Genomic DNA, 26692 nt, shown 5'->3' with positions numbered 1-26692 from the left:
AAAACTGCAATATGATTTATTCGGCTGCGCCGACCCGCGTGACGCTTTCAATGATTACGGGAGTCTTGGGCACGTCTCTGTAATATCCTTTGACTCCGGTCTCCACCTTGGCTATTCGGTAGACCACGTCCATTCCTTGAACTACCCTGCCAAACGCGACATAACCGAACTTCTTTTGATTGCCGGGCACATGATTCAGGAAATAATTGTCCTTTACGTTGATGAAAAACTGGGCCGTGGCGCTGTCGATCTCACCGGTTCGGGCCATGGCGATGGTCCCCGCCAGGTTTTCCAGACCCTTGGGCGCCTCATTGACTATGGGGTCGTGCGTTGCATCCTGTTTCATGTCCGCGTCGAATCCGCCGCCCTGGATCATAAAGCCGTCAATCACCCGATGAAAAATTTTTCCATCGTAAAAGCCTTCATCCACGTAGCTGAGAAAGTTCTCCACGGTCACGGGGGTCAGGTCGGGCCTCAACTCAACAACGAATTCGCCCATGGAGGTTTTTATCAGGACTTCGGGCGAAGGCCCCGTTGCCGCCGCTTGGGCCGGGGCGGCCTCCTCCGATTTGACTGCCGCATCCGCTTTCGCCGCTTCTCCGGCTTTTTCCTCTTTGGGGGTGCACGCCCCCAGACTCAATAAAACAGCCAACACCACGCAAAGAACCCTGATTGCCTTCATAGCGCCTCCGCAAAAATTATCTTGAATCATCCGGCGTTACTCCTCTCCGCTTGAGGGCCGGACTTTATAGACCACTTCTTTTTTTATATGCACGGTCCCGGGCTTGGCGCCCCGGGGCTTGGTCACGTTGCACGCCTGGGTGCACGACACCGGAACGATTCCGCCGTTCCGGGCCTTGCTGTGATACGCGGCAATGGCCGCAGCCTGCTTTTTAACCTGAGAGTCCGGCTGCTCCCCATCCCTGGCCCGTAAAACCACGTGGCTGCCCGGCATGCCGCGCACGTGAAACCACCAGTCGTTGGGCCTGGCCGTCTTGAGGCTCAAAAGGTCGTTGTCCTCATCGGTTTTGCCGGCAAGCACCTCCCAGCCCCCGGGAAGTTCGTACCTGAAAACCCGAGGCTCAGGAGGAGAAAAACTATCTTTATCACGCTTTTTGCCGGTTCGGGAAACCATTTTGATCCTGCTTTGTAAAAATTAGATTAACCCCGCCTTACCCCTCAATTTTTCTCCGTTAAGACTATCATTCTTTTCCGTCAAGATAAAGCCCTATCGGGTATAGGTAAAAAGACTCCCGCCTTTCATGGCAGTGTTTGAATCGTGTTTGAACAGCATGGATTTTTTGTTGTGAAAAAAAAGCCTTGACAAATTGACGCGCTGCGTCATATTGTAGTTGACATACTGAGTATGCATGGCCCTGGGAATTATCTCCGGGATTTATTTTTTAAGGTTTCAACTTTTTTTACATCTTTTAACATCGCAATGTGAAGAGGAGAAGAACAATGAGTGAAGTAGACGGCAAAACGCCTGAAGCGGCTGTGGAGGAAAAAACCGAAACCGCCAAAGAAGCGCCTGCGGCGGCGGCTGAAAAAGTGGAAGCAAAAGCTGAGGAGGCAAAGGAAATAAAAGCCAAGGCCGCCCCCAAAAAGGCTGCGGCGAAAAAAGCCCCGGCCCAAAAAACCGCTGCTAAAAAGACCGCCGCCAAGAAGGCTCCGGCCAAAAAAGCGGCGCCCAAAGCGGCCGCCAAGAAAACTGCGGCAAAGACCACGGCGAAAAAAGCTCCGGCCAAGAAAGCCGCCGCACCCAAAGCGACTGCTGCAAAGAAAGCGGCGCCCAAAGCGCCGGAAAAGAACCCCAAGGCGATTTATGTCATCAACACCGCCAAAAAGGTTACGGACAGCCTGCCTGCTCCGGTTTCCGGATACAACGACAAGATCCTGGCTGCTGTGACCACGGGCGTGGATTTTGTCGAGGAAATGTCCAAGAACGCTGTAACGACCGCCTCCGCTTACGTGGACCTTGGCAAGGCCCTGGTCAACGAACGCAAGGCTAAAATTCAGGGCAAAGTGAAGACCGCGGCGGACACGGCGACCCTTACCGCGCTTGAGTACAACGAAAAATACGTCAAGAAAGCTCTGGAGTCCGGCAAAAAAACCCTTGAAACCGGGACCGATCTAGTTGAAGATATGGGGATGGTCGCTTTGGAGACCTTCGGCGTTATGGCTGAAAACGGCAAAAAAATCGCCGCAAGGCTTCCCATACCCGGAAAAGTGAAATCTCTGACCTCTAAAGTGACGGCCCTGGCCTCCAAATAGTGCGCAGACAACCGCCGCCCGGAGCCGGGTAAGGCATAGGCCGCAGCCCAGTCCCCTTGAAGGGGGGCTGGGCCGCCTTTGACAACCACTCCGAGCATAAAAGGCAATCCATGCGCAGGATAAAAAAGTATTCCAACCGCAAACTCTATGACACCGAAGACAAACAATATATCTCCCTGGCCCGGGTCTCCGAACTGGTCCGCGCCGGCGAGGAGGTGTTCATTCAGGATTCCAAGACAGGCGAAGACCTGACCGCCGCAACCATGTCCCAGCTTTTAGCCAGGGACAAGGGCGTGCCCTCGGGGGTGCTTATGCAGCTTTTACAAAAAGGACAGGGAACACTGTTGTCGGCTCGCAAGTTCGTTTCTTTGTGGCAGGGCGCCATGAGCATGGCGGAGGGAGAGTTGGACAAAGTCGTCTCCCGCATGGTGAAAAACAACGAATTGTCTGAGTCCGAGGGCAGCCGGTTTAAAAGCGAAGTCATGGGTTACGCTTCCAATCTCAAGGGCTGGATATCCGAAAAAATCGACCAGCGGGTGAACGAAGTTTTAGGAGTGATGAACCTGGTTTCCGCCGAGCAAGTGGAGGAGCTGGAAAAACAGGTGGCCGCGCTTACCAAACAGGTGGAGGAGTTGCAGAAGGACGGCGCTCCGGGGGAAAAGGAAAAAGCTCCGGCCAAGAAAAAAGCCCGCGGGTAATACTGCACCGCGTCCCATCTACACACAGCGGCGTCCGGCGACCCTCTGCCGGAAAGCCTGACTATATACGCCCCGAGGCTTTCAAGCCTTGGGGCTTTTTTATGCGCAATTAGGCTGCCAGGCTTTAAAAAGGCGTCGATGGCAATGCCGCTATGCGGCGCGGTTCAAAATTCCGACGCCCGAGTAAACCTGGACGAAAAACAGAATCAATACAATCAGGTTCGCCAAAGCGTGCAATGCAGGCATGAGTTTGCGGGGTTTGGGCTTTAAGTACTGAATCAGGCCGGTTGCCAGGGCGAAAATCATCAATACCGCCATGACCGCGCCCGCGGCTTCATGCAATTCTCCGATCAAGGGATCCAGTTTGTAGATCCCCCCGATGATTGAGCCGCCCGCCATGCCGCCCAGAAAGCCGGCCAATCCGATCAGTCCGAAAAGAGCGTGCCTTTTTCGTTGAAATTTCGCCTTTTGATGCAAGTGCAGGCTTTTAAAACGGGCGAAGCCCAAGTAAAAGGCGTAAAGGCATAGAATGAACATGAGCGATTGGAAAAGGGGATGCAAATAAAGCACTGCCGCCTCCTTGATCGGGGTTCCTGAAAAACAACCGGAGTGAATTATTGTTGTTATGAATATAAGGCGGCCTCGGCGTTTAATCAAGAGGCTGGGGAGGGGCGAAGGTTTACGTAAGAATGCGCCGCCGCAATAACCGCCTAAAAATACATATTATTGGGGGAATTATTAAAAAACGGGAAGGGTTTTCCCCTTCCCGTTGCTGTGATCAGCTTAGCGCTTTGATGACGTTGTCCCTGAACTGCTCCATGGATTTTTCGAATTCCCGGTTGACGAAAGGCTTGATGATAGGCTTGGCCAGGCCCGGCAGGGGAAGCTCCAGGTTCATGGTGGTGGAAAAATCCACCTTAACCTTGCCGCCGCTTTCCGTAATCACGGATTTGCCGCTGCACACGCCGTTTCCTATGCCCTTGACGGGCGTCCATTCCACAACGCCTTTATCCCGGTCAAAGGAGTATTTGGCGGCGTATTCCACCTGGACGGAATACTTGCCCACGCCTTCCTTCGCCATGATGTAATGGTACTTGTCATCCCCCAGGTCCTTGATTTCCTCTACTTTGGTGAAGCATTTTCCGGTTGCATTGACGTCCATGAAAAAATCGAAAGCCTTATTAAAGTCGCAAGGCAGGTCGATTGTTTCGTTCAGTTCCAGACTCAGTTTCAAGGCCATGCAATCTCCTCCTCCAGGGCGTTTTCAGCCCATCCTCAGGTTATGATTTTTTATGGCCTGACCTTACAATCATTAGGGCAAAGTCTCAAGTTATTTCGGACAATTCAACGCCTGACGCAGCGTTTCGACCATTTGCTTGTGATAGATGGGTTTTTGCAGATAGCCGGCCAAGCCGGCTTCCCGGGCTTTTTCCTCGGAAAACAGCTCGGAATACCCCGTGCACAGAATGATGGGGATGTCCGGGCGGATTTCCTTCATGCGCGAAGACAGCACATCCCCGTTCATCTGAGGCATGCACATATCCGTAAACACCGCGTTGAAGGAGTCCGGGGCTTCGCCAAAGGTTTGGAGAGCCTCCACGCTGTTTTCCATGGCCGTCACCGTATAGCCGGAAAACTCCAGCATGCGCTTCATGACCTTCAAGACCTGGGGTTCATCGTCGACTATCAGGATGCGTTCCTTATCTGCAATGTCGTGTGACTGGACATTCATTATTCCTTCTCCGCTTTTTTGCTTTCCATGCTTCTATGCCGGATCTCCAGTTGGATTGCAGCGCCCGGCTTTTTCAGGTCCAAATAAGGCCTTCGAGCAAGCCCTTTTGAATTAAGTCGGCGCTTAACCGAAAAAGGTGACGGGGAAATGCTCCCATCCCGTCAAATAAAATATTAGGGGCAGTGATTCATTCAGAGTTCAGGTATCTTATTTTGGATTTTTGAGCGGAGTCAAGCGACAAAATCGTAGGTTTTCCAGGAAATGCTCCATCCTATTTGAAATAATAAAAAAAACTTTTTTTCGAGCGCTCGTTATATATTTTAAGGCGCAATGCCTCCGTTTTTTACTTCAGCGGCGGGCGCCGGCATCAGGGGCAAAAAGGGCGCCCTGCTTTGGCAAGACGCCCTTTTTAAGCGGTTAGTTTTGCATCAAAATCATTCCGAATACATATCCTTATGCTCGGCGCGGATGACCTTCTTGTCGGTTTTGCCCACGCTGGTCTTGGGAATTTCATCCACAAACAGGACTTCATCGGGCAACTGCCATTTGGCGAACACATTGCTTAAATGAGCCCGGATGTCGTCCGCGTTGACCTTGCCTTTGGCGTCATCCCGGAGGACCACCAGGGCCAGGGGCCTTTCCTGCCATTTAGGATGTTCCACGCCAACCACCGCGGCGTCTAGGACGTCGTTGTGGGAGATAATTTCGTTTTCCATGTCCACGGAGCTGATCCACTCGCCGCCGGACTTGATCACGTCCTTGACCCGGTCCGTAATTTTCAGGTAGCCGTTTTCGTCCATGGTTCCCACATCGCCGGAGCGCCAGAATCCGTCTTCCGTAAACGAGGCTTCGGAGCCCGGGGCGTTGTGGTAGGCGCCCGTAATCCAGGGGCCGCGAATGAGGATTTCACCGGGGGTCTTGCCGTCGTGGGCCACGTCCTTGAGGGTGGCGTCCACCACCTTCACATCCAGGCCGCCCACGGCGAAGCCCTGTTTCTTTTTCAAATTCCATCTTTCGTCCTCGGAAAGGGAGGTTTCCAGCCAGGGCATGAGGCGGTTGATGGTGACCAGCGGGGTGGTTTCCGTGGCGCCGTAGGCATGGATGATTTCCGCGCCGGTCATGTCCCAGAATCCCTTCATCATGGAGACCGGGGGCTCGGTGGCGCCGGAAAGCAGGCGTACGCCGGTGAGGTCGGGTCTTTCCTCCAGGTTTCTGATGTACTCAAGCAAGGGCATGAAAATTGCCGGGGCGCCGGCGCTCATGGTCACGCCTTCATCCACGATGAGCTTGCTCAGGGAGTCCAGGGTCTCCAGGGTGTACATGCCGGGCAGGATAATGCGGGATCCCACCAAAGTGGCCGCCTGGGGAAGGCCCCAGCCCAAAGCGTGGAACATGGGGACGATCTGGCAGCAGGTGTCCTTGACGTTCATGCCCGTGTTCATGCCGATGCACATGGAGTGCAGATACACGTCGCGATGGGAGTAATACACGCCCTTGGGCTTGCCCGTGGTGCCCGTGGTGTAGCAGGCTGCGTAGGCTGAGGTTTCCTCCATCATGGGCCAGTCGAAAACCGGGTCGGATTCGGCCAGCAGTTCTTCATAGGAGTGGGTGTTCTCCAGGGGCGTTTCCACGTCGGACATTTTTTTGCCCGGCATGGTAATCACCACGTAGCCTTTGATCTGCGGGCAGAGAGGCGCCAGGGCGTGGGCGATGGGCAGCAGGGTTTCGTCCACAATAATGTATTCGCAGCCGCTGTGCTCCACCACGTAGGCCAGGTCCTGGGGAGTCAACCGCAGATTCAAAAGCAGCATGACGGCGCCCATTCCGGGCACGCCGAAATACACTTCGTAATTTTCATTGGAATTCCAGGCCAGCACGCCCACCCGGTCTCCCACCTTGACGCCCAGTTTGGTCAGGCCGTTGGCCAAACGCTGCATGCGTTCATATGCGTCGCTATAGGTGTAGCGGAACATGCTGCCGTCCAGTCTTCTGCTGGCGATTTCCTGGGGACCGTAATTTCTAACGGAATGTTTAATAATGTTGGTTACATTTAAGGGATACCTGTCTTGACTAGTGGCGGGAAAGCCTTTGATAAGTTCCATTACCATTGCTCCTTATTGTAAGAAATTTTCGGGGAATAGGTCTTGTGTTGGGAAAAAAATGGGCCTAAAATTTGCCTTGTGAAAAGTAACGGAATTATACGCCCCTTTGGTTCTAAAAGTCCATAAAATAATTCCGACCGATGAAGTTTTCCGAGTGTATAATCTTTGAACGGACAGGCAGAAGCAGTGTTTTGCCGCCCCCGCCTGCAAGCATACCGCTCAATGCGTCCATGAGATCCATTGACTTGCATTCATGCCGCTGTTATACATTTTTCAAGCTAAGTTTAAGCGTCTTGGAGGGGGAGACATGCCAGCACACGCCGCGCCCGCCCAAAGCCATGCTTTGGGTTCCCGCCTGGGGAATGCCATACAAGCGCTCTTCAGTATATTGAACTTTTTTAGAGTGGGAGGTTGGGTCCATTTTCTGGGGCTTTACTTGCTGGGAGCGGTGTACGCTGCAGGAGAAATTCCGATGACCACTCCATTTTACGTGGGGTTCGGCTGTTGCTGCGCTTACCTTTCCTTCACTTACGGCTACAACAATTTATTTGACAGAGATTTGGACGCGCCCGCGAAAAACCCTATTACGGCAGGCCGCATCCCCTTTAACCAGGCCCGTTACCTGGCGCTGACGGCAGGCCTTGCAGGCTGGGTCCTTTCCTGGCTGGTATCCGTTCCCGCGGGCCTGCTTGCAACCGGCATGCACCTGGCTTCCTGGTTATATTCCGGCCCGTTTCAGGTTAAACGAATCTTCATAGCCGGCAGTCTGACGAACTGCCTGATCTTCATTCCCATTTTTACTATGGGCATGCTCATTTCAGGGGGGGCGGCCGCTGGCGGCTTTTTTATGGCTCTTGTTTTTTGCCCCAGCGTGATGATTCCCCAATTGGCCCATGAAATTCAGGACAGGGAAAGCGACCTAAAAGCGGGCGTTCAAACGGTAGCCGTAAAAGCGGGAAAGAAAAAAACCATCGGATTCATGAGGCTTTTGGCCCTGTTTCGCGCCTTGCTTGGATGGGTCGGCTTTTTTCCCGGATATCTCGCGGCGGGGGATGCTCTTTTAATCTCGGCGATTTCACTTTTTGAAATAGGCCTGATGAGCCTATACTCGCATGAGAGGGACCTTGCAAAAATGCGCCTTTTCTTCCGGTTTTCGAACATTATTCTAGGCCTTGGACTCCTGGCTTTGTGGATGCTTCGGGGCAGGCTTGAGGGGGCGATTTGAAAAGGCGAACGCCCATTTCGCTTGCCCGGCTGATGACAGCCAGGGTTCTTGGAAGACGTTTTCCCGCCTCCATTGGCATGATCGTAACCCATCGCTGCAACCTGCGCTGCGCCTATTGCGGCTTCCCGGACCTGCCCTCCGACGAAATGGACGCAGATCAATGGCTGGAAGCCATCCATGCATTTTTACAGGCGGGAACTCTGCGTATGGGATTCAGCGGAGGCGAGCCTCTTTTACGTCAGGATCTTGACCGGCTGCTTCGGGCGGCCCACGGCAAAGCCTTGATCACCTTGAACACCAACGGCCTGCTGCTTCCGGAAAGAAAGGGGCTGCTGAAGTGGGTGGACGCAGCGGTGATCAGCCTGGACGGAAACCAAGAGGTTCATGACAGCCTGAGGGGGCAAGGAGCCTATGCCGGGGCCGTCCAGGGGGGGGAGGAGGCCGTCAAAGCTGGGAAGAAGCTGATCTTCGCCATGGTGGTGAGCAAACAAAATACAAATCAAATTCCTCATGTGCTTCGTTTGTCCGAGGACATGGGCGCCCAATGCTTTTTCCAGCCCGTCACTCCCTGCGCGGTCAGCTCCGGGAAAGCCGCAAGCATCCTCCCGGATTTGGAGGAATTTAAAAAGGGCGTGTGTTTTTTACAGGCGGCCAAAAGGCGGGGCAGGCCTGTTTGCTGCTCAAGATCATATCTGAAATCCTTAATGCGCTATCCTGACGCTTCTGTTGAAAAAATACGGTGTAAACTTGGCTTTTACGGAGGATTCGTCACTCCCTCGGGCCGAGTCTGCCGGTGCCATGTCAACCTGGACTCGGACGCCGCGCCCTCGGGGAAGGATTTGGGATTTGTGGAAGCGTTCCGGCGAATGCCCATAACGGATTGCCGGGGGTGCTTCATCTATCCTTATGTGGAGTTGAGCAACCTTCTTTCGGGAAATCCAGGCCCTCTTTATGAGGCTGTAAAGCAGGCGGCATTGAGTTGGAGGAATTCCGAAAAATGAAGATAGCTCAATCAATGCTCAGGTTTATTTTTATTCTTATAGCTTGTTCAGGAATTTGCACATTATTTTTGTTGGAAATGGTTACAAAGGGTTGGGTGAATGCGCTGTTAGATCTAGTATTTCTATTGATAATAACGTCAATCCTAAATCAATCCAGGTTTAAAAATATTTATATTATTAAAGAATTTATCTTTATCGTTTATTTTTCTTTTGCTGTTTTTGCTTACGCAATCTATCTACTACTATTTTTCAATCATCCTTTCTGGGGAATTGTATTTTTCGCCTCCGCAGTTTTTGTATTCATAACGCTAAAAAAAGCCATGCCGCGGCATAAAAAAAAACTGGGCTATCGTGCGTTCACATTGCTAAATCTCGGTTTTTTCCTGATTGCTTTATTGATGTTCCCTCACCTTAGGGATTGGTCGTTTGACGACATGGACAGGCATGAATGGAATAAAGCCGGTCTGAATCGTCCAGGCATAAAATGGGTGATAGAAAGCCGTCCCGAGGAAAATGGATTTCAGCTCATTTATCCTGATGGGAGCCTGGAGCAGGCGACATGGTTCGATCCTTATATGATTCGCCCAATCAGGGGGGAGGCTGTCCTCATTTCGTATGAACGGCGCAGGAGAATAGACAAAATCAACCTGAGGACCTCCTCGGTGCAACATTTTTTTCGCAAAGGAGGGCGCCGCCCTTTCTTTTTTCTATCCCCAGATCAGGAACTGCTATACACCGGCAGCTTCTATGCCAACCCTCCCAACAGAAGTATGCTTGAGGTAGATGTCAGGGACATGAGTTTGAGAAGGGAAATCCCCTTTGGCAACGCCGTGAAAGCAAAAGGCGAGCCGGCTTTTAACGGATTCAGGATAGGAGCGGCTTGGAAGGATCAAAAGTACGTCGGCACTTTCCGGGGCTCTGTTTTTTCCTTCAACAACTCCAACGCCCCAATTGCCGACCTGAAGCTGCCCTCCATCTTACTCTACAACCAATTCTCCTTTTCCCAGGAGCTTAACCGGGTGTACACGCCAGGCTTTCCCTTACGCCTGTACGCATTAAGCATGACTCCCTTGGAAGTAAAAGCGCATAGACGCTTGCTGGCGGGAATGTGGACGGTTCCCGTTCCCGAAAGGAACGAAGTCCTGGTCAACGGAGCCTTTAGTGTGCTGGTCCTGGATTCGGACACCCTGGAGACAAAAAAACGGATATTCACGGGATTTGGAATAAGGTGCCTGGACTACGACCCCGTGCGCGACTGGATATACGTAGCTAAATATTTTGAAGGAAAACTGAAGGTTTATGACTGCGCCAGCGGCGAAAAAATTGGAGAATTGGAAGTAGGCCCCTTGCTGCGCTGTGTGTGTTACTCCCCGGCCAAAGACTGCATTTACACCGGAAGCGCAGCGGGGGTTCTGGAGATTTCACCGGAAATCTTTAAACATTGAAAAATCCCAGGGGGACCGGAAACGGGTACTCAAACATTTTACTTGGAATGCTTCCCGAGGCTCAAACTTTTCAGGAAAAAGGAATCCCCTATCTGGTTGTAAATGAATTCCGCTGTTTTTTGAGTAAACCTGGGAAACCAGGCATGGGTTGCCACACCCGCGGTAAACATCATGTTCCACAAAAAATACTCCCCAGTATCCCTAAGGCATTGCCGATACTGCTCTTCCGTGCAAAGTCCTGCGGGGTCGGTATCCAGGTCGTCTCCCCACCAGGCGTCGGTTCTGCTGGGGGCGCATCCGGTTGCCCCGACAATGGTTTGCAGGGCGCGGGCGTACTCAGGTTCAGCAGACACAAATCGCTTGGCATAGCACAAACGCACCATGAACTTTTTGGTATTTTGAACCTGGCGGATTCTATCTATCAGCAAGTCAATTGATTGCAAATCCCTGGAGGTAGTATGCCTGATATCCAGGGAAAACTGGATCGCCCCGCCGGGAAACGATTGGGTCAGGAGTTCCAAGGTTTCTTTGGAAGGGAGTGTCACGATATCCCATGTAATGTACAGGTTGTATTTTTCGCTCAACACCGTGCGCGTGTAGTCCATGGGCATGGGGCCCGTAAAGTCATGAAAAATATTAACGTATTGAATGGCTGGATCCCTGCTCCATGCCCTGAGGTCTTCCCTGACCCTTTCGGGCGAACGGACAACCCAGGACCTGCCGAACACCTTTTTTTGATTTTCAGGAGCCCCATAACAATGGTCGCAATGAAAAGGGCATCCCCGAAAGACCATGAGGTAAGGATAGGTGGGAAAGGTCCTTTGGTTGCAGGCTCGATGCATTTTAAGCATGGCATTTTTGTAGGAAGGAAAAAACGATATATCACGGTAATTATTGGAGTCAAAATCCTCCCTGGTAAGCGCGTATTGTTTTTCGGACTCCCAATCCCTGCACACAAGATTGGGTACGGAAGACAAATCCCCACCCGTTCTGTACACTCTGACAAACTCGGCCAAAGGGATATCCCCGTCCCCCTTGATCAAGTAATCGATTTTGGAATCCCGCAATAGCTGTTTTCTAAACACTGTCGCGGAAGCTCCGCCGGCGACAATCAAAGCCCGGGGATTGATCTTTTTTATCTGATAAGAGAGTTTAATAGCGGACTTCATGGCGGTGAACCAATGAATGTCCATAATAATCACGTCCGCCCGCATGACTTCCTTTTTCGTCCATTCATTATGGAAGCGCCCTAAAACGGGAGCATCTATCCGATTAATGACAGCAGGAAGGGACATGGGCAGGATGGATCGAAGCATCATCTTCGAGTCAGGATGAATATATAGAATCATTGAATCGCCTTGCACGAAAACATTTCTATAAAAGAAACACGGCATCACAAATTGTAGTGGGAAACACTGTTAAGCTATCATTATCTGAATTTGGTTTTTCAATCAAGCAGTAACTGTGTTATACGAAACAAAGGGTGGAAGAATTCTATCGTAATAATCCAATTCATTGGCCGGGTTTTTTGTTTTGAAAATTGCTCTTATTATTCCGGAAAGCAGCCGGATAGACGTTTTGGGCCGGTTTTCCGACACCATGACGCCGCTCCCCAACCTGGGTTTGCCTTACATTGCTGCAATCTTGGAGGAAAATGGGCATAAAATCCTGGCAATCGACCAGTTCGCCCAAAAAATCAACCATAGCCAGGTTTTGTCTTTGCTTCGCGACTTCAAGCCTGACTTGGTAGGGTTTTCCTGTTTAACCGCCGCCATGCCGTCTGTTGAGGCCATGAGCGCCCTGATCAGAACAGACCTTCCCAAAACAAAAATCGTGTTGGGCAATGTACATGCATCCGTCTTTCATGACTATTTAATCCAAAAGGGCGTGGGGGATTTCATTGTACATGGCGAGGGCGAATCAATCATCGCCCAACTGTGCGAGGCTTTGGAATGCGGCGAGTCTCCCGAAAAAATCGCAGGACTTAGCATGCTGCGTAACGGAGAGGCGGTTTATACCGGCCCAGCCCCGCAAATTGAGGATCTTGACAAGCTGCCGTTCCCGGCCTGGCATCTTTTTCCTTATCACCTTTATGAATGCCATCCTTTGTTTGGAGTTAACGGCGTCTGCCTGCCGGTCATCGCCTCCCGAGGATGCCCTTATAGCTGCTTTTTCTGCGCCCAGGCTTCCGCCTTCAATGGAGTCCGGGTGCGAAGCGCCCAAAACGTAGTGGATGAAATGGAATATCTGGTCGATAGATTCAATGCGCCCATGTCCGGCCTGGCGGACTGCATGTACCCATTAACCCATAAGATGGGAATGGATTTCTGCAGACAGCTGATTGACCGCAAACTCCATAAAAAACTTTGCTGGGCCACGGAAATGCGGGTGGACATGGCGGAGCCTGAACTTTTGGGGATTATGAAGGAGGCTAACGCCATACAGATTGCCTACGGTGTGGAGTCAGGAAACGAAGCAATGCTGCAACGGTTAGGAAAGAAGTTCAAAATGGAGGACGCGCGCCGGGCTATCGCACTGACAAAACAAGCCGGCCTCTCCACATGCGGATTTTTCGTTCTGGGATTTCCGGGGGAAACGTCTTCATCATGTTGGGACACCATCCGTTTTGCAAAAGAACTGGACCTGGACTTCGCCAAGTTCAACATTGCCGTGCCCTATCCGGGGACTCCATTCTTCGATTCCTGGTGGGACGGCAAGGTGGAAGATATGGAATATCATAAGTACAATGCCTGGTTTTCGCCCCAAAAGGGGGATTCACTGCTTCATGTCCCGGAAGACATGACGCAAAAAGAGTTGCTGAGGTTTCAGCACCTTGCCATGGCTGCGTTCTGGATTCGGCCATCAAAAATCTTCCAACATTTCAAAAACGGAACCATTTCCCCCAAAGTCATGTGGAAGGGTTTCAAGGCCATGATCCTAAGTATGTTTGATTCCTTTTTCCGTTCCTGAAATCTTTTAAAAAGCTGCAGGCGCCGTCATCATCATGAACCCAAGGGCCAACAATTGCAAAATTCTCATTGTATCCCCTCCCCTTTCGCGCATCCGGTTTAACCTGAGCGGCATCATGCCCATGCAGCCCTTGGGGATTGCGGCCCTGGCCGGCTATCTGCGGAAAAAGGGGCTGGACGTGGAACTTCTGGACAGCGTGGCGTTGCGGCATACAACCGATCAAACTTTATGGGAGATTCTCAAGCGGAGCCCTCAGATCGTCGGTTTTTCCACCACCATATTCAACATCGCCCACACCCACGTCATCATTCGGCGTTTGAAGGAAATTCGCCCGGAAATCAAAACGGTCATGGGCGGATACGGAGTCGTGTTTCCGTCGGAGATGCTGGGAAGCAAATTGGAGGAGATCGACTTTTTCATCAGGGGTGAAGGGGAAGAAGCGTTTTGGAAGCTGGTTTGCGCTATCCAGGGTAAAGCGGACGTTGAAGAGGTTCCCGGCCTTATCTGGCGGGAAAACGGCCGGGTCAGGCAAAATCCTCCCAGCCCGCCGTTAGATCCCAACTCCCTGCCGTTGCCGGCCCTGGATCTGTTGCCCAAGGCGCCCTATTCCATGCATCCCCCGTTTAACATCAAGCCGCCGCTCTGCCTTGTGGAGACCGCCCGAGGATGCGGCTGGCAGTGCAATTTCTGCAGCCTGTCCAGGGACCTTCGACAAAAGAGCGTTGAGCGGGTCAGGGAGGAAATCGCATGGGCCAAACGAATATTCAAAGCGCGCGAAGTGCATTTTGTGGACCCCACATTCACGGCGGGCCGAAAAAGGCTTTTTGAATTAACCGCTATGATCAAAAAGGATTTTCCCGGATTGGCGTGGTCATGCAAGTCCAGGGTGGACCTGATGGATTATGAAGCTGCGCGGCGCATGGCGGGAGCAGGCTGCCATATAGTCTCTTTGGGCATGGAGTCCGGGTCGCAAAAAATGCTGAACGCCATGAACAAAGCCGTTACCGTGGAGCAGTCCGTGCGTGCGGTCCGGGCTTTGAAAAAGGCGGGCGTGCGGTCCCTGGTCTACATCATGTTCGGAGCGCCCGGAGAAACGGACCAGACCGTCAGGCAGACCATGGACCTGCTGGAACGCATCCGCCCGGATTACGCCTTGTTCGCCGGACTTATGCCCGATCCCTTGTCCGCCCTTCTCAGGCGAAAAAGCAGCGAAGGCGTGTTGAGCCAAGAGGATGTCTTTAATTTTTACTACAATAACAGCGCGGCCGGAACTCCGCTGGAAAACGATTCTTTTACGGAAATACCCATGGCAGATATCAACAGGTGGGTCAAAGACGCCTATACCTCCTTTTACGTGAATCCCAGGTACATGGCGTCCAGGCTGTTTGCTTCAAAAAGCCTGCGGGAAATCAAAAACCTCGCCCATGGCGCCATCATGCTGGCCAAAGATGCGCTGTTTCCTCCTGGACCTTAAAGGACTTAAACGGCCTTCCTAACCAAGTCAATAGAGCTCACTCGGATGAAAACAACTGCCTTGCGTTCTCCTCCAGAAAATTCTTAATGATCAACCCGCCCCCCTTGGCCATGTTCCAGGGGGAAATCCTGCCCGAGGCAAGATGCCGCGCAATCAGGCCGGGGCGCACGTAAAACCGGAAAAAAGCCTTTTTATGCAGCCGGACCAGCTCCTCGTCCGAAACCCCATCCGGCGAGTACACGATCCCCTCTCCGTCCTTGGGCTCGTAATTGGCTGAAAACATTTCCCAGGGCGGCAAGTCTCTCGCAGCGTAAACGTCGTCGAAAAACTTGGACCCAGGGTAGGGCGCCGCCCGATTGAACTTGGCGAAGTCCAGGCCGATGCGTTGAGCGAAGCCTATGGTCTTTTCCATGGTTTGCCGGGTTTCCCCGGGCAGACCCAGCATAAACAGGCCCAAGGTGGTCACGCCCTCGGCCCTGGCCGCGGCCACCGCGTTTGCCCCCGCCTCCAGGGTGACTCCCTGCTTGATCCGGGAAAGCACCTCCCGGTCCCCGGACTCCAGCCCGAACAAAACCATGGAAAGCCCGGCCTGCTTGAGCATGCGCAGCAGGGGGCGGTCCACCAGATCCACCCGGGTTTCCGTTATCCATTGAATTTTTTTATGCAGGCCCCGCTCCGTCATCTCCCGGCAAAAGACCTCTGCATCCTTTTGCGTCAAAGGAAAAATGGCGTCGCAAAACCAAAACAGATCCACCCCGGTTTCACGGTGCACCGCCTCGATTTCATCCACCACCTTCACCATGTTTCGCTTGCGCAGGGTCGGGCTCATGACGTTTTGGGCGCAGAAATAGCACCTGTAGGGGCATCCGCGAGAGGCGAGCACGGGCAGCAGCCTTTTTTTAAACGCAAACAAGGGCGGCGCTATGTATTGATCCAGGTCAAAATGGCGCCAGGCCGGCAAAGGCAACGAGTCCAGGTTCTGCAGCGGCTCAGCCTCGGGATTGGTCCAAACCTGGCCGTCCCGTATGCAGCTCAGCCCTGGGACGGCCTCCAAACCGCCCTTGCCTTCCAGGAACGCGTTTAGGCGCTGGACGGTTCGCTCCGCCTCCCCGTGAGCCGCGTAATCCGCCAAGCCCTGCTCCAGCAATTCCCGGGCGAACAGGGTGGCGTGAATGTTTCCCAGGACGATCTTCGCATCGGGGCAGGCCTTCCGCAATGCAGGAACCATGACCTTCAGGGCGTCGGCCGTGGGCGTAAGGCACGAAATCCCTATGACCTGCGGCTGATAGTCAATGGCCGTCTCCAATAAAACACGCCCCGGCGAGGCGAATCCGTCATATACGGAAACCACGGCGCCGGCCTCTTCCAGACAGGCGGCCAGATAGGCCAATCCCATGGGAATGAACGGGACCATGACTTTTTCGAATTTCCCCATGACCGAAAACTCGTCCGGTCTGGGGTTCACCAGCAGCCACTTCATTGGTTTTCCTCGGATTTGAAGCTCACCGACTCCTGATCCTGCAACAGGCAATCGCACGGGATCAGGCTGACCTCTGCGCCGATTAATTCTTTGCACGGGTTTTGCTCGCCGTTCAAATAATATCCCTCGCCTCTGCGCAGTTCCATTATTTCATTATATGGGCCGAACAGCTTGGCAATTTCTTCAGGAGAATAAATCTCAGGCTCCGCTAAAATGTATCCGTTCTTCGGCCGTTGGCTGCACCACGCCTTTAATTTATCCGGACCGATGGAGTATAACAGGTCCACGTCCCGGGCGTAGGATTGAATCAGATTGTCAGTATACGGCTGCGCCCCGATTCTCACTAATTCATGGGTGGTGGAGGCGCTCTTTCCGGCCATGATCACCACAATGTCCGCCGTCTGGGGATGGCATAAAATCTCGGATTCGGGCGGCAGATCCTTCAGGGCTTTCATGGCTTGGTGGTCTTTATATTCCAGATAGCCCAGGTCCAGAGAGTGAAAGGAGTACAAGGCCAGAATTACTCCAACGACGGCTGCAACTTCTCTTTTTCGTTGAAATTTCAAGCGTTCAAACATCCCCGCCGTGAACAAAACAGTGCAGACAGGCGCCAATACCGCGAAAGTCTTTTGCAATTGCCTGCCTGGATCCAGCACAAAAACAAAATAGTTGTAACAGGCGGCATGAACCAGCAAAAACGCAACGACGGAAGCCGGGATGAGCAGCTTCAACTCCAAAGGGAGGGCTTTTTCAGCCTGAGCTCCGGCGACGAACAAGTATCCCAAAGACGCCAGGGCCGCCGTCCAGCAAGCGGCCAGGAAAAAATCCGCTTCCCGGAAGGCGAAAAAGCCTCCCGCAAACGGAATCAGGCAGAGCGCTAAAACCGCCCCCTGGTTTCGGTCCTGACCGGTCTTTTTCAAAAAATACTCCCCCAAAAGCAAGACGCCCAAAAAGCAACATCCGATCTCCAAGGTCAATGCATTGCTGACAGCCGCCCAATGGTTAAACACGTTGAACTGAAACCATTCCAAAACGGACTGATCGCCCAACCGCCCGATAATCCGGGGAATGTCCAGATTGGGGGAAAAGGAGCCCTGATGTAAAATGTCTTGCATTTCGGAAAAAGACATGGGCCGGTTATTCAACAGACGGGAGCCGAAAAGGGATTTGCCCGCCACATAGGCTATGGAGCTGAAAAATCCTAATGTCAGGACTCCCGCTCGAAAAAAGAACGTTTCCTCCCTTTTCCAAGCCCAGGCTGTTGCCGCGAACAGGCTCAGCCCCAAAACCGGCAAAATCACAGGATATACAAAGGACGTTATTAACAATACCAGGGCGATACCCACGGGAGATCGTTTTCGTAACGCGATGCACCACAGCCCGATTAAAACCACGTTGCTGCTGCGGACCAGCCCGGCAGTAACAATATGATTGATGCAGTTGAACAGGACTATGGCAAGCGCAGCCCAGGCGCCAAGCGCCGCGCCTAACGGCTTTTTCAAATACAAGGCCCAGACTGCATACCCTATAATCAGCATGAGCATGGCCCACAATTTGGAAGCGGCCAAAAAGGGATATTCGGCGCCCAACATCTGAAAAAAACCAGCCAGCGCGACAAATATGACCTTCATACCAATTAGCAACGAGTGAACGGCCAGAACCTCCCCTCCTGGGGAATGGATGGGCGCGCCTCCATTTATATACTGATGCAGGGGAAAATAATGCGTCAGGTCGTCGCAAAAGGCGTAGGGCCTGGCAAGCATTTTCGCCAAAATCACGCCTGCCAGAACCAGCATCAGGGCATGGGGAATCCAGGCGCCTTTGGATCGAAGGTCATTCATGGGCGCCCTCCCCTTTCCCGCCCTCGCCGGACTCTTCAGGAGTTAGAGTTCGGGACATAAGCCATTTTGCGCCGGCGAGATCCATGACCACAGCGGGCGCCCGGTCCAGAATGCCGAAGCGGCTGCGCCCCCCTACCCGCTCCCTGTGATGCACGTTCACCTGAACCACGTGCAACCCCTGAAGCTGGGCGAAAGGCCCCACAAAACGGTGTCCGCCGTGAATAGGCCAAAAGCACAGGCGGCGGACGTCCGCCCGGAATACTCGGAGCGTGCAGCCGGCATCCTGGATGGAATCCTTTAAAACCGCACGCCGCACGCGATTGGATACTTGGGATGACAAGCGTTTGAACAGGGTATCTTTCCGGTGGTTTCGAATTCCGCAAACCATGTCCGCCCCGGTGGACTCCAGCAGGCTGACCATGGCGGGCAAGTCGGCGGGATCGTTCTGACAGTCCGCGTCCATGGCGGCGATCACCTCTCCTCGCGCAGCCATGACGCCCGCGTAAAGAGCTGCGCTCATTCCTTTATGCTCCAGGGGCAAACGCCGCACAAAATCCGGGGCGGATTTTAGGATATTCGCCGTGTTATCCGTGCTGCCGTCGTCCGCCACGATCCATTCCACCTTGCCGCACCGCTTTTCAAGAACCGGAATGACGGACTCCATTTCCGGAATCAGACGAGCCAGAGCGGCGCCCTCGTTGAATGCGGGAGAGACTATGGACAACAGCTTGATTTTTTGCAAAAAACCCTCCCAGGTTTAAAAAAATGCGTGCGTCAAGGCCGTGGTGAAAAAGAGGAAAAGGAGCGCCCGGTACGGGGGATTCTCCTGTTTTCAAACATATATAAGTATTGTATACAAATCAAGAGGGTGCGGGGCGGGATGCCTTTCTTCCGCTAATTTTCCCATGCAAAAACATTTACGGAGAAACGCAATGGACGGCGCTATGCAATACGTCTCGATACTGGCTGTTTCCTCCGCCGAATCCGTGCGGTTTTGGCTGACGGTCGGCTTTCTGGGCCAGGCCTTGTTCGGAAGCCGGTTTCTGCTTCAATGGATTGTGAGTGAAATCAAAAAGGAAAGCACGGTTCCCATTGCGTTTTGGTTTTTGAGCCTGGCCGGAGGCGTGTTTCTGCTTGCCTATGCGATTCACAAAAAGGATCCGGTGTTTATTGTGGGCCAGGCCGGCGGCTTGATTATCTATTTTCGCAACCTGACTCTTATTTTTAAAAAACGCGCCAAAGGCGAGACGGGATGAGCCGAAGTCCCTCCCAAAATAACGAAGTTCGCCCTCGATATGCCGCCGCAGGCATTGCAGGCTATGGGCTGATTTTCATCCTGACCCTGGCGGTGCTTCTCCCGTTGGGGATGTCCACGCCCGAGGGATACCACGCTTTTTACGACGAAGGCTCCGCCGTTTACGCTTCGCACAGAATCGCCCAAGGGGACCATTTATACAAAGACCTGTGGTATTTCAAAGGCCCCCTTTCCTATTACTGCCTGGGTTGGATTTTTTCGATTTTCGGAGAATCCCTGGCTGTCGCCCGCATAGCCGGGGCGGCATTGCTGTCCATCCTGATGGTTCTGGTTTTCGCCTGCGCCCGGCGGCTTGCTATGCTGCGGGAAAATCCGGATACATGGGAGGCCCCTTTGGCCGGCCTGACAGCCTGGGGGCTGGCCGCCATGGCGGTCGTCCAGCGCGTAAGCTGGCACAACTCCTGGTGCGTCAGCCTGCTCTGTTTGGCGGCGATATGCTGTGCAATCCAAGCGGAGCAAACAGGGCGGCGATCCTGGACGGCGGCTTCCGGCTTTTTGGCGGGCGCCGCGTTTTTGACCAAGCAAGTGTTCGGGCTGTGGCTGATCCTGGGCATGGTGGCCCTTTGGGCCATGGGCAAGGCCAGGAAAAACAGCGAATCCGGCCTGAGCCCATTTATTTGGCTGGGCGGCTGGATCGCTCCTTTGGCGGGATGGATCATTTACTCCGCCTTTGCCGGGAGCCTGCCGGATTTTTTCAATCTGGCTATTCTTTATCCATTCAAAGCCCGCGGCGTGGTGCAAGGCCTGGCCCTGGCCCCTCCCGCCCTGGATTTCTCCGGTATTGGGCTTGTTTTTTACGTATTGCCTATCCTGCTTATTGTCCTGATTCTGCGGTCTTTCGCCGCCGGAATTCATAAGGGCCGTAGCCTAGCTCTATACGGAGTCCCGGCTTTATGCCTCTTCGGGACCTTGTTCCCCAGGGCGGACATGGGGCATTTGAGGCCGCTCATCCCCTTAGCGGCGCCGGGAATCGCCCTGCTCATGCTGGACGTTCTGAGAAAATTCTCCGGTCCTTCCAAAACCATGTTGGCGGGCGCCGCAGTCCTGACAATATTCGGCCTGCTTTTGGCCGGGCCGTCCCTCAGACCTGCGCCCCAATCCTCCCTGGATTCACGCATGGCCGGGGGTGTGACAGCCGACCCCGCCATCGCCCGGGAGATTAACGCCCTTGTCCTTGAAATCCAACGAAAAACCCATCCCGGGGAACCCATTTTCGTCGCCCCATGGGCGCCGTTGGTTTACTGTCTGGCGGAGCGCCCCAATCCAACCAAGGCGCGGATTATCTGGCCTGGCCAATGGAGCCAACCTCCCTATATTGATGAAACCGTCGCTCTTCTGGACAAATCCGGCGTGAACATCATTGTGTGGGTGAGCGGGCAGGAAAAAATCAGCGGCCGGAATTTTGAGGATTACGCTCCGGTAATGGCCCGGCATATTGACGAAAACTTCATCCCGGTGAAGCAAATCGGACGATTCAACGTTTTGAAGAGGGCGGCCGCGCATGCGCTTCCACCCGGCAAGTGAGATTCTTCTGTTTAAAAACTTGCGGTAGTGTTGTATGAACAACCCATGGGTGGGGGGCCTCCCTGCGTAGTTTGTTTCAACATGATCCAATGAAGTAAGGCTTTCGCAGCCGCCCCTGTTTGACTGCCCAAGCCTTGATTTCCCGCACAAAAAGGGGTGCCATGAATATACCGGTCAATTTTCTCGAAGGAAAATCCCGCATAAAAATACTGTTTGTCAGATCTCCGCGCCACGTGTGGCCCATTGTAAACGAAAGCGATAATTTTCTTCTGCCCCTGGCTTATCCGACTCTGGCGGCCTACCTGCGGGAGCACGTCCCGGGCGTGGACATCACCATCCTGGATTGCTGCGTGCGCCAAATGGGATGGAAGTCCCTGACAAAATACATCCGGGAAACCCAGCCCGACATTGTGGCCATTGGAGAAAAAACCGTATTCTACCATGAAGGGTTTCGGGCCTTTGAACTGGTCAAAAAAGAAGCGCCCCAGGCCGTGACCATAGCCGGCGGAGTCATGTACACCGCCCTGCCCCAGTGGACCCTTGATACGTGCAAAGCGGTGGACTACGTGGTCCTGTACGAAGGAGAGGAAACCCTTCGGGATCTTGTGACCACCCTTCGGGACGGCGGAGAGCCCTCGTCCGTAAGGGGAATCGCCTACCGGGACGCCGACGGAAAGCCGGCCCTCACCCCGGCCCGCCCTCTCATAGAAAATCTGGACGATCTGCCCATGCCCGCCTACGATCTGGCCGGCATGGACTATTACAAGCCCTTCGGCCATTTGTGGCCCAAAGCCATTACCGTGCAGCGCAGCCGGGGCTGCATTGCAAACTGCAACTTCTGCTCCTGGCGCATCCAGGAAGGCAGGCCCCAACTGGTGGACGGAAAATACGTCTCCCATCAGGCCTACCGAACCAAAAGCCCCATACGCATGGCCGATGAAATCGAATGGCTGTACCGGGATTACGGCGTCCGCTATCTTTTTTGGGTGGACGGCACCTGGAACGCCGACCACGACTGGCTGGTGGAGTTCTGCGAGGAAATATTGCGTCGGGACATCAAATTGGACGGATGGTGGGCTTTTGTGCGGGCCGACAAATTGGTGGAGCAGGACGCCAAAGGCATTTTGCCCTTGATGGTCAAGGCCGGATTCCGCCATACCCTGTTGGGCGCCGAGCACGACTCCCAACAAAGCCTGGACTATGTAAACAAAGGGCTTAAGGACTACAACCTGACTCAGGAGGCCTTTAGAATCCTGTCCGAGAAGCACCCCGAAGTTTTTCGCCAGGCCACCTACATCACCGGCCTGCCCGATGACACCGTGGATTCCATCAAAGGCCTGTTAAAACACGCCCACGCCTGCGACCTGGACTTCGCCGCATTCCATCCCATCCAGCCCTTTCCCGGCACCCAGTTTTATGACTGGGCCTTGAAAGAAGGCCTGGTAGAGGAAACCAACTTCGAAAAATTCGACATGTTCTATCCCTCCATGCGCACCTATCACTGCAGCCGGGAGGAAGTGGCCGAAGCCACCCAATGGTGCTACAAAAACTTTGTGGCCAAAAAACCTTTCCAATATTTCAGCCGCATGTTTTCGCCCCATCCCATTCGCAGGGACCTGCACCGGTGGTTCGCCTTCGCCATCATGCGGGTTATCCTGAAAGACCTGAAGGGAAGCCTGACCCAGGGCTCCCGATTTAAAGGTTTTTCGGGCATCGACACCTTGTGGAAACCCGACTGGTACGACGCCTGAGTTCGGTTTTCCTATACCGGCCTTGGCGCCGTACGGCGCGAATTCTGAATATTTAACCCAAGAATTCAAACCCGAAAAAATCACACCTGTATAGATGGTATTCAGGGGATATTGCCTTTTTGAGGCTTGCATTTCTCCCTGTTTTTCGGCTCGATGCGGGAATCACCCTATTTTCATTGCCAAGCATGCCGGGCCTTTGCTACGAATTAACCCAAAGGCCGACTTAATTCCAATCAAAAGGACTGAGGGTCAAGTCTCAAACGTCAAACGTAGACTTGACCCCATGGTGACGAAAAAGGAGGGTTTGATGGTCGTAAAATTCCTGAGAAATAAAGTCGTGGAAGTGGAGCCGCGGAAAGACGGAACCCTGGGAGTCTCCTGGAGGCTTACGGATGATCTGCTGAAAATGGAAGTCAACCTGGTGGTTCAGCCCCCGGCCCTGGAGATCATCGAGGCTGCGGCGGAGCTTGGCAGATTCGTTCCCAAGGGCCTGGAGGACGCTTCCGAGATTATCGAAGATGTGGAAGGCGTGAACATCGGCGCGGGCCTCAGGAAGATCGTGCGCGGCGTTTTGGGCGGCCCGGAAGGCCAGTCCCTGTTGTCCGAAGCGGTTTTGGAATGCTGCAACGCGGTGATTTTGCACTTCACCCGGCCCGGTCTGGAGATCGGGGAAGCCCTGGAAACTGAAGAAGAAAGGCTGGAAGCCGTGCGGGCTATGGTCAAGAGCAGCCCCAGGCTGGTGCGCAGCTGCATTTCGTTTCAGGATGACAGTCCCATCATGAAAGGGCTGGACCTGTAACCCGTCTTGTTTTTTTAAATGCGACTTTCCACAATCATTCAGGGGGAGAAATCCATGATATCATTCAATCGCAGCCAGATCATCGGGGCTGAATTCATAGACGACAATACCATCCGGTTCAACGGAAGCCAGACGGATCACATATACAACATGGAAATCAACATGGACGTCCGCATTTCGGACGGCGAGATCGTAAAGATCGAAGGCGACATGAAACGCTACACCAACTTTGTGTGCCCCCAGGCCGTGCCCGTCTTGCAGACCGCCGTGGGAATGTCTTTGCGCACCAAGGACTGGGACAAGGCCATCATGAAGGAGATCGGCCGCAAGGGATGCGAGCATTTTGCGGAAATCGTCATCGAGTGCGGCCGCTGCTTTGAGCAGGCCTTGCGGTCCCGGGATCTTTACCTGGCGGTGTGCGCCGATCCCGGCCTGGACCAGGAGGCCTTCCTGGAAAACTGGCAGTCCGCATAGCAATGGGGTCAAGTCTACGTTTGACGTCTGAGAACGTCGGCGAGTCCGGTATGCATTCCCGCGCGTTCCGCCTATATCGCAAAAAAAATACTGCGACACAGGCTGACAGCATGGGAGCGAGTGAGGCGGCCTGTTGGGCCTGTGAAAATTTAACCAAAAGGAGCGAATGGTGATAATCGACTTACACGTCCATACATGGCCGAAGTCCCAATGCAGTCAGATCGAACCGGCTGAACTGGTGTTGAAAGCCAAGGAGATCGGCCTGGACGGTTTTTGCCTGACCGAGCACCAGGTGCTTTGGGACCTGGAGGAAGTCAAGGCGCTTGCCGCGGACCATGGCGTAAGAATTTTCAGGGGAAACGAAATCACCACGGCCCAGGGCGACATTCTGGTTTTCGGCCTGGAAAAGGATATCCAGGGCGTGGTCACGGCCCGAGCCTTATGGAAGGACGTGGAAGAGGCCGGGGCTTTCGCCATCGCCGCCCATCCGTTCCGGGGCTTCAAAACCTTCGGCGTGGGCCAGTTGGAAATGAACCTGGACCAGGCGGCAGCCAAAAAGGTGTTCAAGTACGTGCACGCCATTGAGGTTCGCAACGGCAAGGTGTCGGATAACGACAACGCCCTGGCCGAACAGGTGGCCGAAAAATTGGGCAAGCCCGGAACCGGGGGCAGCGACGCCCATTTGATTCAGGACCTGGGCGTTCACGTGACCATCTTTGAAAAGAACATTGAGGACGACGCCCAACTCCTGGCTGAGCTTCACGCAGGCCGGTTTAAAGCCGGCGCTTTGCCATGACAAGAAGGGTTCAGGTCTTTGGTTGACTTTTAGAACCTGTCAACGGTCAAACAAAGACCCCATCACAACGTCGCAAGGAGAATGGATCCCGCTCCTCGCCGTCATCTCCAGGGGGAATCATGCCTGACAACAGCAACGACAGCAATCTGAAGCATCCGGACAGATTCAACAGCTTCTGCTACCATTTCAATGAGGAGGAGCGCACTGTTGTTTTTTTGCACAAAGTTATCCTGTACCTGGTGCGTGTATTGGCTGTGCTCATGACTTTGGTGATCCTTTGGAGTGTTCTGGATGTCGTCTGGATACTCTTTAATAACATTATCACGCCGCCATACGGCATTCTCAAGCTGGATGACATCCTAAACACCTTTGGCGGTTTTCTGGCCGTCTTGATCGCCATTGAAATCTTTATGAACATCATCTTGTATCTCAGGGAGGAGGTAATACACGTAAAACTGGTGGTCGCCACGGCGCTCATGGCCGCCGCCCGCAAGGTGATTGTTTTTGATTATGGAAATTTGGAGGTGGCTTATGTATGGGCTACAGGCGTAGTTATCGTCGCCCTCAGCATCAGTTTTTTTCTGGTTTCCAAAACGGAAAAAAAGGACTGACATTGTCAAGCCGCAAATCACATTTTGAGGGACGATACTGATTTCAGCTTTCTTCACCGGCGGCTTTTTCCGATCTTGCAGAAATCATTTCATGTCCCTGAAATCTACCGGCGGCAGCCCCTTGCGGGGATGGCGATAGCTTTTCGTCAATGCATTGATCAGGTTGTTGTGCGGGTAAAATCGTATTAAGATATCCCACTAATTTTGTTGGGTTTCGCAAGCTCTACCCAACCTACGTCGCGGATGCTGAGCCGTAGGTCGGATGATTCTGTAATGGATATCTGATTGGAATCCCCGCAGTATAACTCGGCTATGCAGATAGCAATTACGTTCGGGTAGGTTCACCCAACACAATGCGCTGAAACAGGGAATCTACCGATGCCTTTTAGCTCAATTTTCAACCTAAAAGTTAATTTTACTTCGAGCTTTAGCAATTTGATGAATGAGTTCTTCCTTGGATAAGTATTTTGGGCCTAAGTGATAGTCTTTTGATACATATTCACAGTCACTAAGCGCCTGCTCAAATTTCCGGCAATAATAATTTGAGAGCGCTCTAAAAAAATATGCTGCTTCAAAAAAGTAGTCAGACCCAAAGTCTATAACTGTTGTAAAATCTCTTATCGCCTCATTGTATTGGCCAAGATCCAATTTCCATCTTCCTCGTCTAAAATATGGCGCTGGTTCATCAGGTAGATATTCAATAACTGTCTCTAAATCCCTGAAAGCACTTTGATAGTCTCCCATCTGACGAAAAACCTCACTGCGTTTTTGATATCCTTCATAAGAATTTGGAAATTCGAAGATCAAGCAATTGCAAATTTCAAGAGCTTCATATAGGTCACCCTGCCTTGCTTTTAAGGAAGCCTGATCTATCCGGCTAAGCAGTTTTCCACTCATCATTTTACCTTTCTAACATCTTTCTGAAGCAGGCATTTAATAAAAAATTTTGGGTTTGATGTTTGAGATTGCCTCCATTTTTTCTTTTATTTGGTTTCACAATCTCTACCCAACCTGTTATGGGTAATACGTGTCAAGAGGCAAAACCGCTCCCTGTCCTTTTTTTATAGGAGTAGTTTTTTTTGAATTCACCTCCGGCGCCTTACGTTCGCAAGGATCTTCCGACGTTTGATCACTCTGTTATTCGCGGGTTGGTTGCCGCATGATTTTTTTTCGTCTTGGG

General features: G+C 52.9%; 25 protein-coding genes. 14 read left to right on the top strand and 11 right to left on the bottom strand.

Annotated features, from left to right (window positions below):
* Positions 1-16 precede the first annotated feature (16 nt).
* The gene (locus G491_RS0127790; RefSeq protein WP_136360721.1) at positions 17-682 is read right to left on the bottom strand and encodes a peptidylprolyl isomerase; all 666 of its coding nucleotides are present in this window, start codon (positions 680-682) and stop codon (positions 17-19) included.
* A gap of 36 nt (positions 683-718) precedes the next feature.
* Complete coding sequence (locus G491_RS32940) at positions 719-1135, bottom strand: NFACT RNA binding domain-containing protein (RefSeq protein WP_035220542.1); 417 nt, start codon at positions 1133-1135, stop codon at positions 719-721.
* 326 nt (positions 1136-1461) lie between these two features.
* Here G491_RS32940 and G491_RS36205 point away from each other — a divergent pair, with 326 nt between their 5' ends.
* The gene (locus tag G491_RS36205; RefSeq protein WP_211239182.1) at positions 1462-2274 is read left to right on the top strand and encodes a hypothetical protein; all 813 of its coding nucleotides are present in this window, start codon (positions 1462-1464) and stop codon (positions 2272-2274) included.
* Between the two features lie 110 nt (positions 2275-2384).
* Positions 2385-2972 (top strand): polyhydroxyalkanoate synthesis regulator DNA-binding domain-containing protein, encoded by a 588-nt coding sequence (locus G491_RS34790; RefSeq protein WP_157468668.1) that lies wholly within the window; start codon positions 2385-2387, stop codon positions 2970-2972.
* Between the two features lie 150 nt (positions 2973-3122).
* Here the strand turns inward: G491_RS34790 and G491_RS0127765 are convergent, their stop codons facing one another.
* From G491_RS0127765 to G491_RS0127745, 4 genes are all read right to left on the bottom strand, one after another.
* Positions 3123-3542: a DUF4079 family protein gene (locus G491_RS0127765; RefSeq protein WP_028316857.1), complete on the bottom strand. Its 420-nt coding sequence runs from the start codon at positions 3540-3542 to the stop codon at positions 3123-3125.
* A 208-nt stretch (positions 3543-3750) separates the two neighbouring features.
* Positions 3751-4212: an SRPBCC family protein gene (locus G491_RS0127760; RefSeq protein WP_028316856.1), complete on the bottom strand. Its 462-nt coding sequence runs from the start codon at positions 4210-4212 to the stop codon at positions 3751-3753.
* A 90-nt stretch (positions 4213-4302) separates the two neighbouring features.
* Positions 4303-4704, bottom strand: a complete 402-nt coding sequence (locus G491_RS0127755) for a response regulator (RefSeq protein WP_028316855.1) — start codon at positions 4702-4704, stop codon at positions 4303-4305.
* A 434-nt stretch (positions 4705-5138) separates the two neighbouring features.
* Positions 5139-6806, bottom strand: coding sequence for a long-chain-fatty-acid--CoA ligase (locus G491_RS0127745; RefSeq protein WP_015949835.1), 1668 nt, complete (start codon positions 6804-6806; stop codon positions 5139-5141).
* Between the two features lie 253 nt (positions 6807-7059).
* On the opposite strand from G491_RS0127745, the gene G491_RS0127740 reads away from it, so the two are divergent.
* The 3 genes from G491_RS0127740 to G491_RS0127730 are packed head-to-tail and all read left to right on the top strand — an operon-like array spanning position 7060 to position 10477.
* On the top strand, positions 7060-8031 hold the full coding sequence (locus G491_RS0127740) for a UbiA family prenyltransferase (RefSeq protein ID WP_084511728.1): 972 nt from the start codon (positions 7060-7062) through the stop codon (positions 8029-8031).
* Entirely contained in the window at positions 8028-9032 is a 1005-nt protein-coding gene (locus G491_RS0127735; RefSeq protein WP_028316853.1) for a radical SAM protein, read from the top strand. The genes G491_RS0127740 and G491_RS0127735 overlap by 4 nt, the downstream gene beginning before the upstream one ends.
* A complete protein-coding gene (locus tag G491_RS0127730) occupies positions 9029-10477 on the top strand; it encodes a hypothetical protein (RefSeq protein WP_157468666.1) in 1449 nt (482 codons plus the stop codon). The genes G491_RS0127735 and G491_RS0127730 overlap by 4 nt, the downstream gene beginning before the upstream one ends.
* A gap of 38 nt (positions 10478-10515) precedes the next feature.
* Here G491_RS0127730 and G491_RS0127725 read toward each other — a convergent pair whose 3' ends face one another.
* Complete coding sequence (locus tag G491_RS0127725) at positions 10516-11826, bottom strand: B12-binding domain-containing radical SAM protein (protein WP_015949830.1); 1311 nt, start codon at positions 11824-11826, stop codon at positions 10516-10518.
* 184 nt (positions 11827-12010) lie between these two features.
* Between G491_RS0127725 and G491_RS0127720 the strand changes: the two genes are divergently transcribed.
* Positions 12011-13447, top strand: coding sequence for a B12-binding domain-containing radical SAM protein (locus tag G491_RS0127720; RefSeq protein WP_157468664.1), 1437 nt, complete (start codon positions 12011-12013; stop codon positions 13445-13447).
* A gap of 34 nt (positions 13448-13481) precedes the next feature.
* Positions 13482-14921, top strand: coding sequence for a B12-binding domain-containing radical SAM protein (locus G491_RS0127715; protein ID WP_028316849.1), 1440 nt, complete (start codon positions 13482-13484; stop codon positions 14919-14921).
* Between the two features lie 37 nt (positions 14922-14958).
* Here G491_RS0127715 and G491_RS0127710 read toward each other — a convergent pair whose 3' ends face one another.
* Genes G491_RS0127710 through G491_RS32925 form a run of 3 tightly spaced genes read right to left on the bottom strand, consistent with a single transcriptional unit; the run spans position 14959 to position 18984 of the window.
* Complete coding sequence (locus G491_RS0127710; RefSeq protein WP_028316848.1) at positions 14959-16401, bottom strand: B12-binding domain-containing radical SAM protein; 1443 nt, start codon at positions 16399-16401, stop codon at positions 14959-14961.
* Complete coding sequence (locus G491_RS0127705) at positions 16398-18242, bottom strand: hypothetical protein (RefSeq protein ID WP_028316847.1); 1845 nt, start codon at positions 18240-18242, stop codon at positions 16398-16400. The genes G491_RS0127710 and G491_RS0127705 overlap by 4 nt, the downstream gene beginning before the upstream one ends.
* On the bottom strand, positions 18235-18984 hold the full coding sequence (locus G491_RS32925; RefSeq protein WP_051327571.1) for a glycosyltransferase family 2 protein: 750 nt from the start codon (positions 18982-18984) through the stop codon (positions 18235-18237). Before G491_RS32925 ends, G491_RS0127705 begins: the two co-directional genes overlap by 8 nt.
* A 190-nt stretch (positions 18985-19174) precedes the next feature.
* Between G491_RS32925 and G491_RS0127695 the strand changes: the two genes are divergently transcribed.
* The 7 genes from G491_RS0127695 to G491_RS32920 all read left to right on the top strand — a co-directional run bounded on the left by G491_RS0127695 (position 19175) and on the right by G491_RS32920 (position 25512).
* On the top strand, positions 19175-19498 hold the full coding sequence (locus G491_RS0127695; RefSeq protein ID WP_015949824.1) for a lipid-A-disaccharide synthase N-terminal domain-containing protein: 324 nt from the start codon (positions 19175-19177) through the stop codon (positions 19496-19498).
* Positions 19495-21081 (top strand): ArnT family glycosyltransferase, encoded by a 1587-nt coding sequence (locus G491_RS0127690; protein ID WP_028316846.1) that lies wholly within the window; start codon positions 19495-19497, stop codon positions 21079-21081. Before G491_RS0127695 ends, G491_RS0127690 begins: the two co-directional genes overlap by 4 nt.
* 161 nt (positions 21082-21242) lie before the next feature.
* Positions 21243-22832: a B12-binding domain-containing radical SAM protein gene (locus G491_RS0127685; RefSeq protein ID WP_028316845.1), complete on the top strand. Its 1590-nt coding sequence runs from the start codon at positions 21243-21245 to the stop codon at positions 22830-22832.
* Positions 22833-23139: 307 nt separating this feature from the next.
* Positions 23140-23631: a DUF2889 domain-containing protein gene (locus G491_RS0127680; RefSeq protein ID WP_015949821.1), complete on the top strand. Its 492-nt coding sequence runs from the start codon at positions 23140-23142 to the stop codon at positions 23629-23631.
* Positions 23632-23685: 54 nt separating this feature from the next.
* Positions 23686-24105 carry a DUF2889 domain-containing protein gene (locus tag G491_RS0127675; protein WP_028316844.1) on the top strand — a complete coding sequence of 140 codons (420 nt, stop codon included), beginning with the start codon at positions 23686-23688 and terminating at the stop codon, positions 24103-24105.
* Between the two features lie 166 nt (positions 24106-24271).
* Positions 24272-24901, top strand: a complete 630-nt coding sequence (locus tag G491_RS0127670) for a PHP-associated domain-containing protein (RefSeq protein ID WP_028316843.1) — start codon at positions 24272-24274, stop codon at positions 24899-24901.
* 119 nt (positions 24902-25020) lie between these two features.
* Positions 25021-25512: a phosphate-starvation-inducible PsiE family protein gene (locus tag G491_RS32920; RefSeq protein ID WP_015949817.1), complete on the top strand. Its 492-nt coding sequence runs from the start codon at positions 25021-25023 to the stop codon at positions 25510-25512.
* A 402-nt stretch (positions 25513-25914) separates the two neighbouring features.
* On the opposite strand, the gene G491_RS0127660 is transcribed toward G491_RS32920, so the two are convergent.
* Complete coding sequence (locus G491_RS0127660) at positions 25915-26412, bottom strand: tetratricopeptide repeat protein (protein WP_028316842.1); 498 nt, start codon at positions 26410-26412, stop codon at positions 25915-25917.
* Between the last annotated feature and the right edge of the window lie 280 nt (positions 26413-26692).

The organism is Desulfatibacillum aliphaticivorans DSM 15576 (assembly GCF_000429905.1).
In the GTDB taxonomy this organism is placed as follows: Bacteria; Desulfobacterota; Desulfobacteria; order Desulfobacterales; family Desulfatibacillaceae; genus Desulfatibacillum; species Desulfatibacillum aliphaticivorans.
The sequence above is the reverse complement of the archived record's forward strand: the minus strand, read 5'-3'. Positions and strand labels throughout refer to the sequence as shown.

Coding starts and splice junctions, on each gene's coding strand:
- G491_RS0127730 (WP_157468666.1), top strand. CDS start 9,029: ATGAAGATAGCTCAATCAATGCTCAGGTTTATTTTTATTCTTATAGCT.
- G491_RS0127715 (WP_028316849.1), top strand. CDS start 13,482: ATGAACCCAAGGGCCAACAATTGCAAAATTCTCATTGTATCCCCTCCC.
- G491_RS0127725 (WP_015949830.1), bottom strand. CDS start 11,826: ATGATTCTATATATTCATCCTGACTCGAAGATGATGCTTCGATCCATC.
- G491_RS34790 (WP_157468668.1), top strand. CDS start 2,385: ATGCGCAGGATAAAAAAGTATTCCAACCGCAAACTCTATGACACCGAA.
- G491_RS36205 (WP_211239182.1), top strand. CDS start 1,462: ATGAGTGAAGTAGACGGCAAAACGCCTGAAGCGGCTGTGGAGGAAAAA.
- G491_RS0127680 (WP_015949821.1), top strand. CDS start 23,140: ATGGTCGTAAAATTCCTGAGAAATAAAGTCGTGGAAGTGGAGCCGCGG.
- G491_RS0127685 (WP_028316845.1), top strand. CDS start 21,243: ATGAATATACCGGTCAATTTTCTCGAAGGAAAATCCCGCATAAAAATA.
- G491_RS0127660 (WP_028316842.1), bottom strand. CDS start 26,412: ATGATGAGTGGAAAACTGCTTAGCCGGATAGATCAGGCTTCCTTAAAA.
- G491_RS32940 (WP_035220542.1), bottom strand. CDS start 1,135: ATGGTTTCCCGAACCGGCAAAAAGCGTGATAAAGATAGTTTTTCTCCT.
- G491_RS0127690 (WP_028316846.1), top strand. CDS start 19,495: ATGAGCCGAAGTCCCTCCCAAAATAACGAAGTTCGCCCTCGATATGCC.
- G491_RS32920 (WP_015949817.1), top strand. CDS start 25,021: ATGCCTGACAACAGCAACGACAGCAATCTGAAGCATCCGGACAGATTC.
- G491_RS0127745 (WP_015949835.1), bottom strand. CDS start 6,806: ATGGAACTTATCAAAGGCTTTCCCGCCACTAGTCAAGACAGGTATCCC.
- G491_RS0127705 (WP_028316847.1), bottom strand. CDS start 18,242: ATGAATGACCTTCGATCCAAAGGCGCCTGGATTCCCCATGCCCTGATG.
- G491_RS0127670 (WP_028316843.1), top strand. CDS start 24,272: ATGGTGATAATCGACTTACACGTCCATACATGGCCGAAGTCCCAATGC.
- G491_RS0127790 (WP_136360721.1), bottom strand. CDS start 682: ATGAAGGCAATCAGGGTTCTTTGCGTGGTGTTGGCTGTTTTATTGAGT.
- G491_RS0127675 (WP_028316844.1), top strand. CDS start 23,686: ATGATATCATTCAATCGCAGCCAGATCATCGGGGCTGAATTCATAGAC.
- G491_RS0127710 (WP_028316848.1), bottom strand. CDS start 16,401: ATGAAGTGGCTGCTGGTGAACCCCAGACCGGACGAGTTTTCGGTCATG.
- G491_RS0127755 (WP_028316855.1), bottom strand. CDS start 4,704: ATGAATGTCCAGTCACACGACATTGCAGATAAGGAACGCATCCTGATA.
- G491_RS0127695 (WP_015949824.1), top strand. CDS start 19,175: ATGGACGGCGCTATGCAATACGTCTCGATACTGGCTGTTTCCTCCGCC.
- G491_RS0127740 (WP_084511728.1), top strand. CDS start 7,060: ATGCCGCTGTTATACATTTTTCAAGCTAAGTTTAAGCGTCTTGGAGGG.
- G491_RS0127760 (WP_028316856.1), bottom strand. CDS start 4,212: ATGGCCTTGAAACTGAGTCTGGAACTGAACGAAACAATCGACCTGCCT.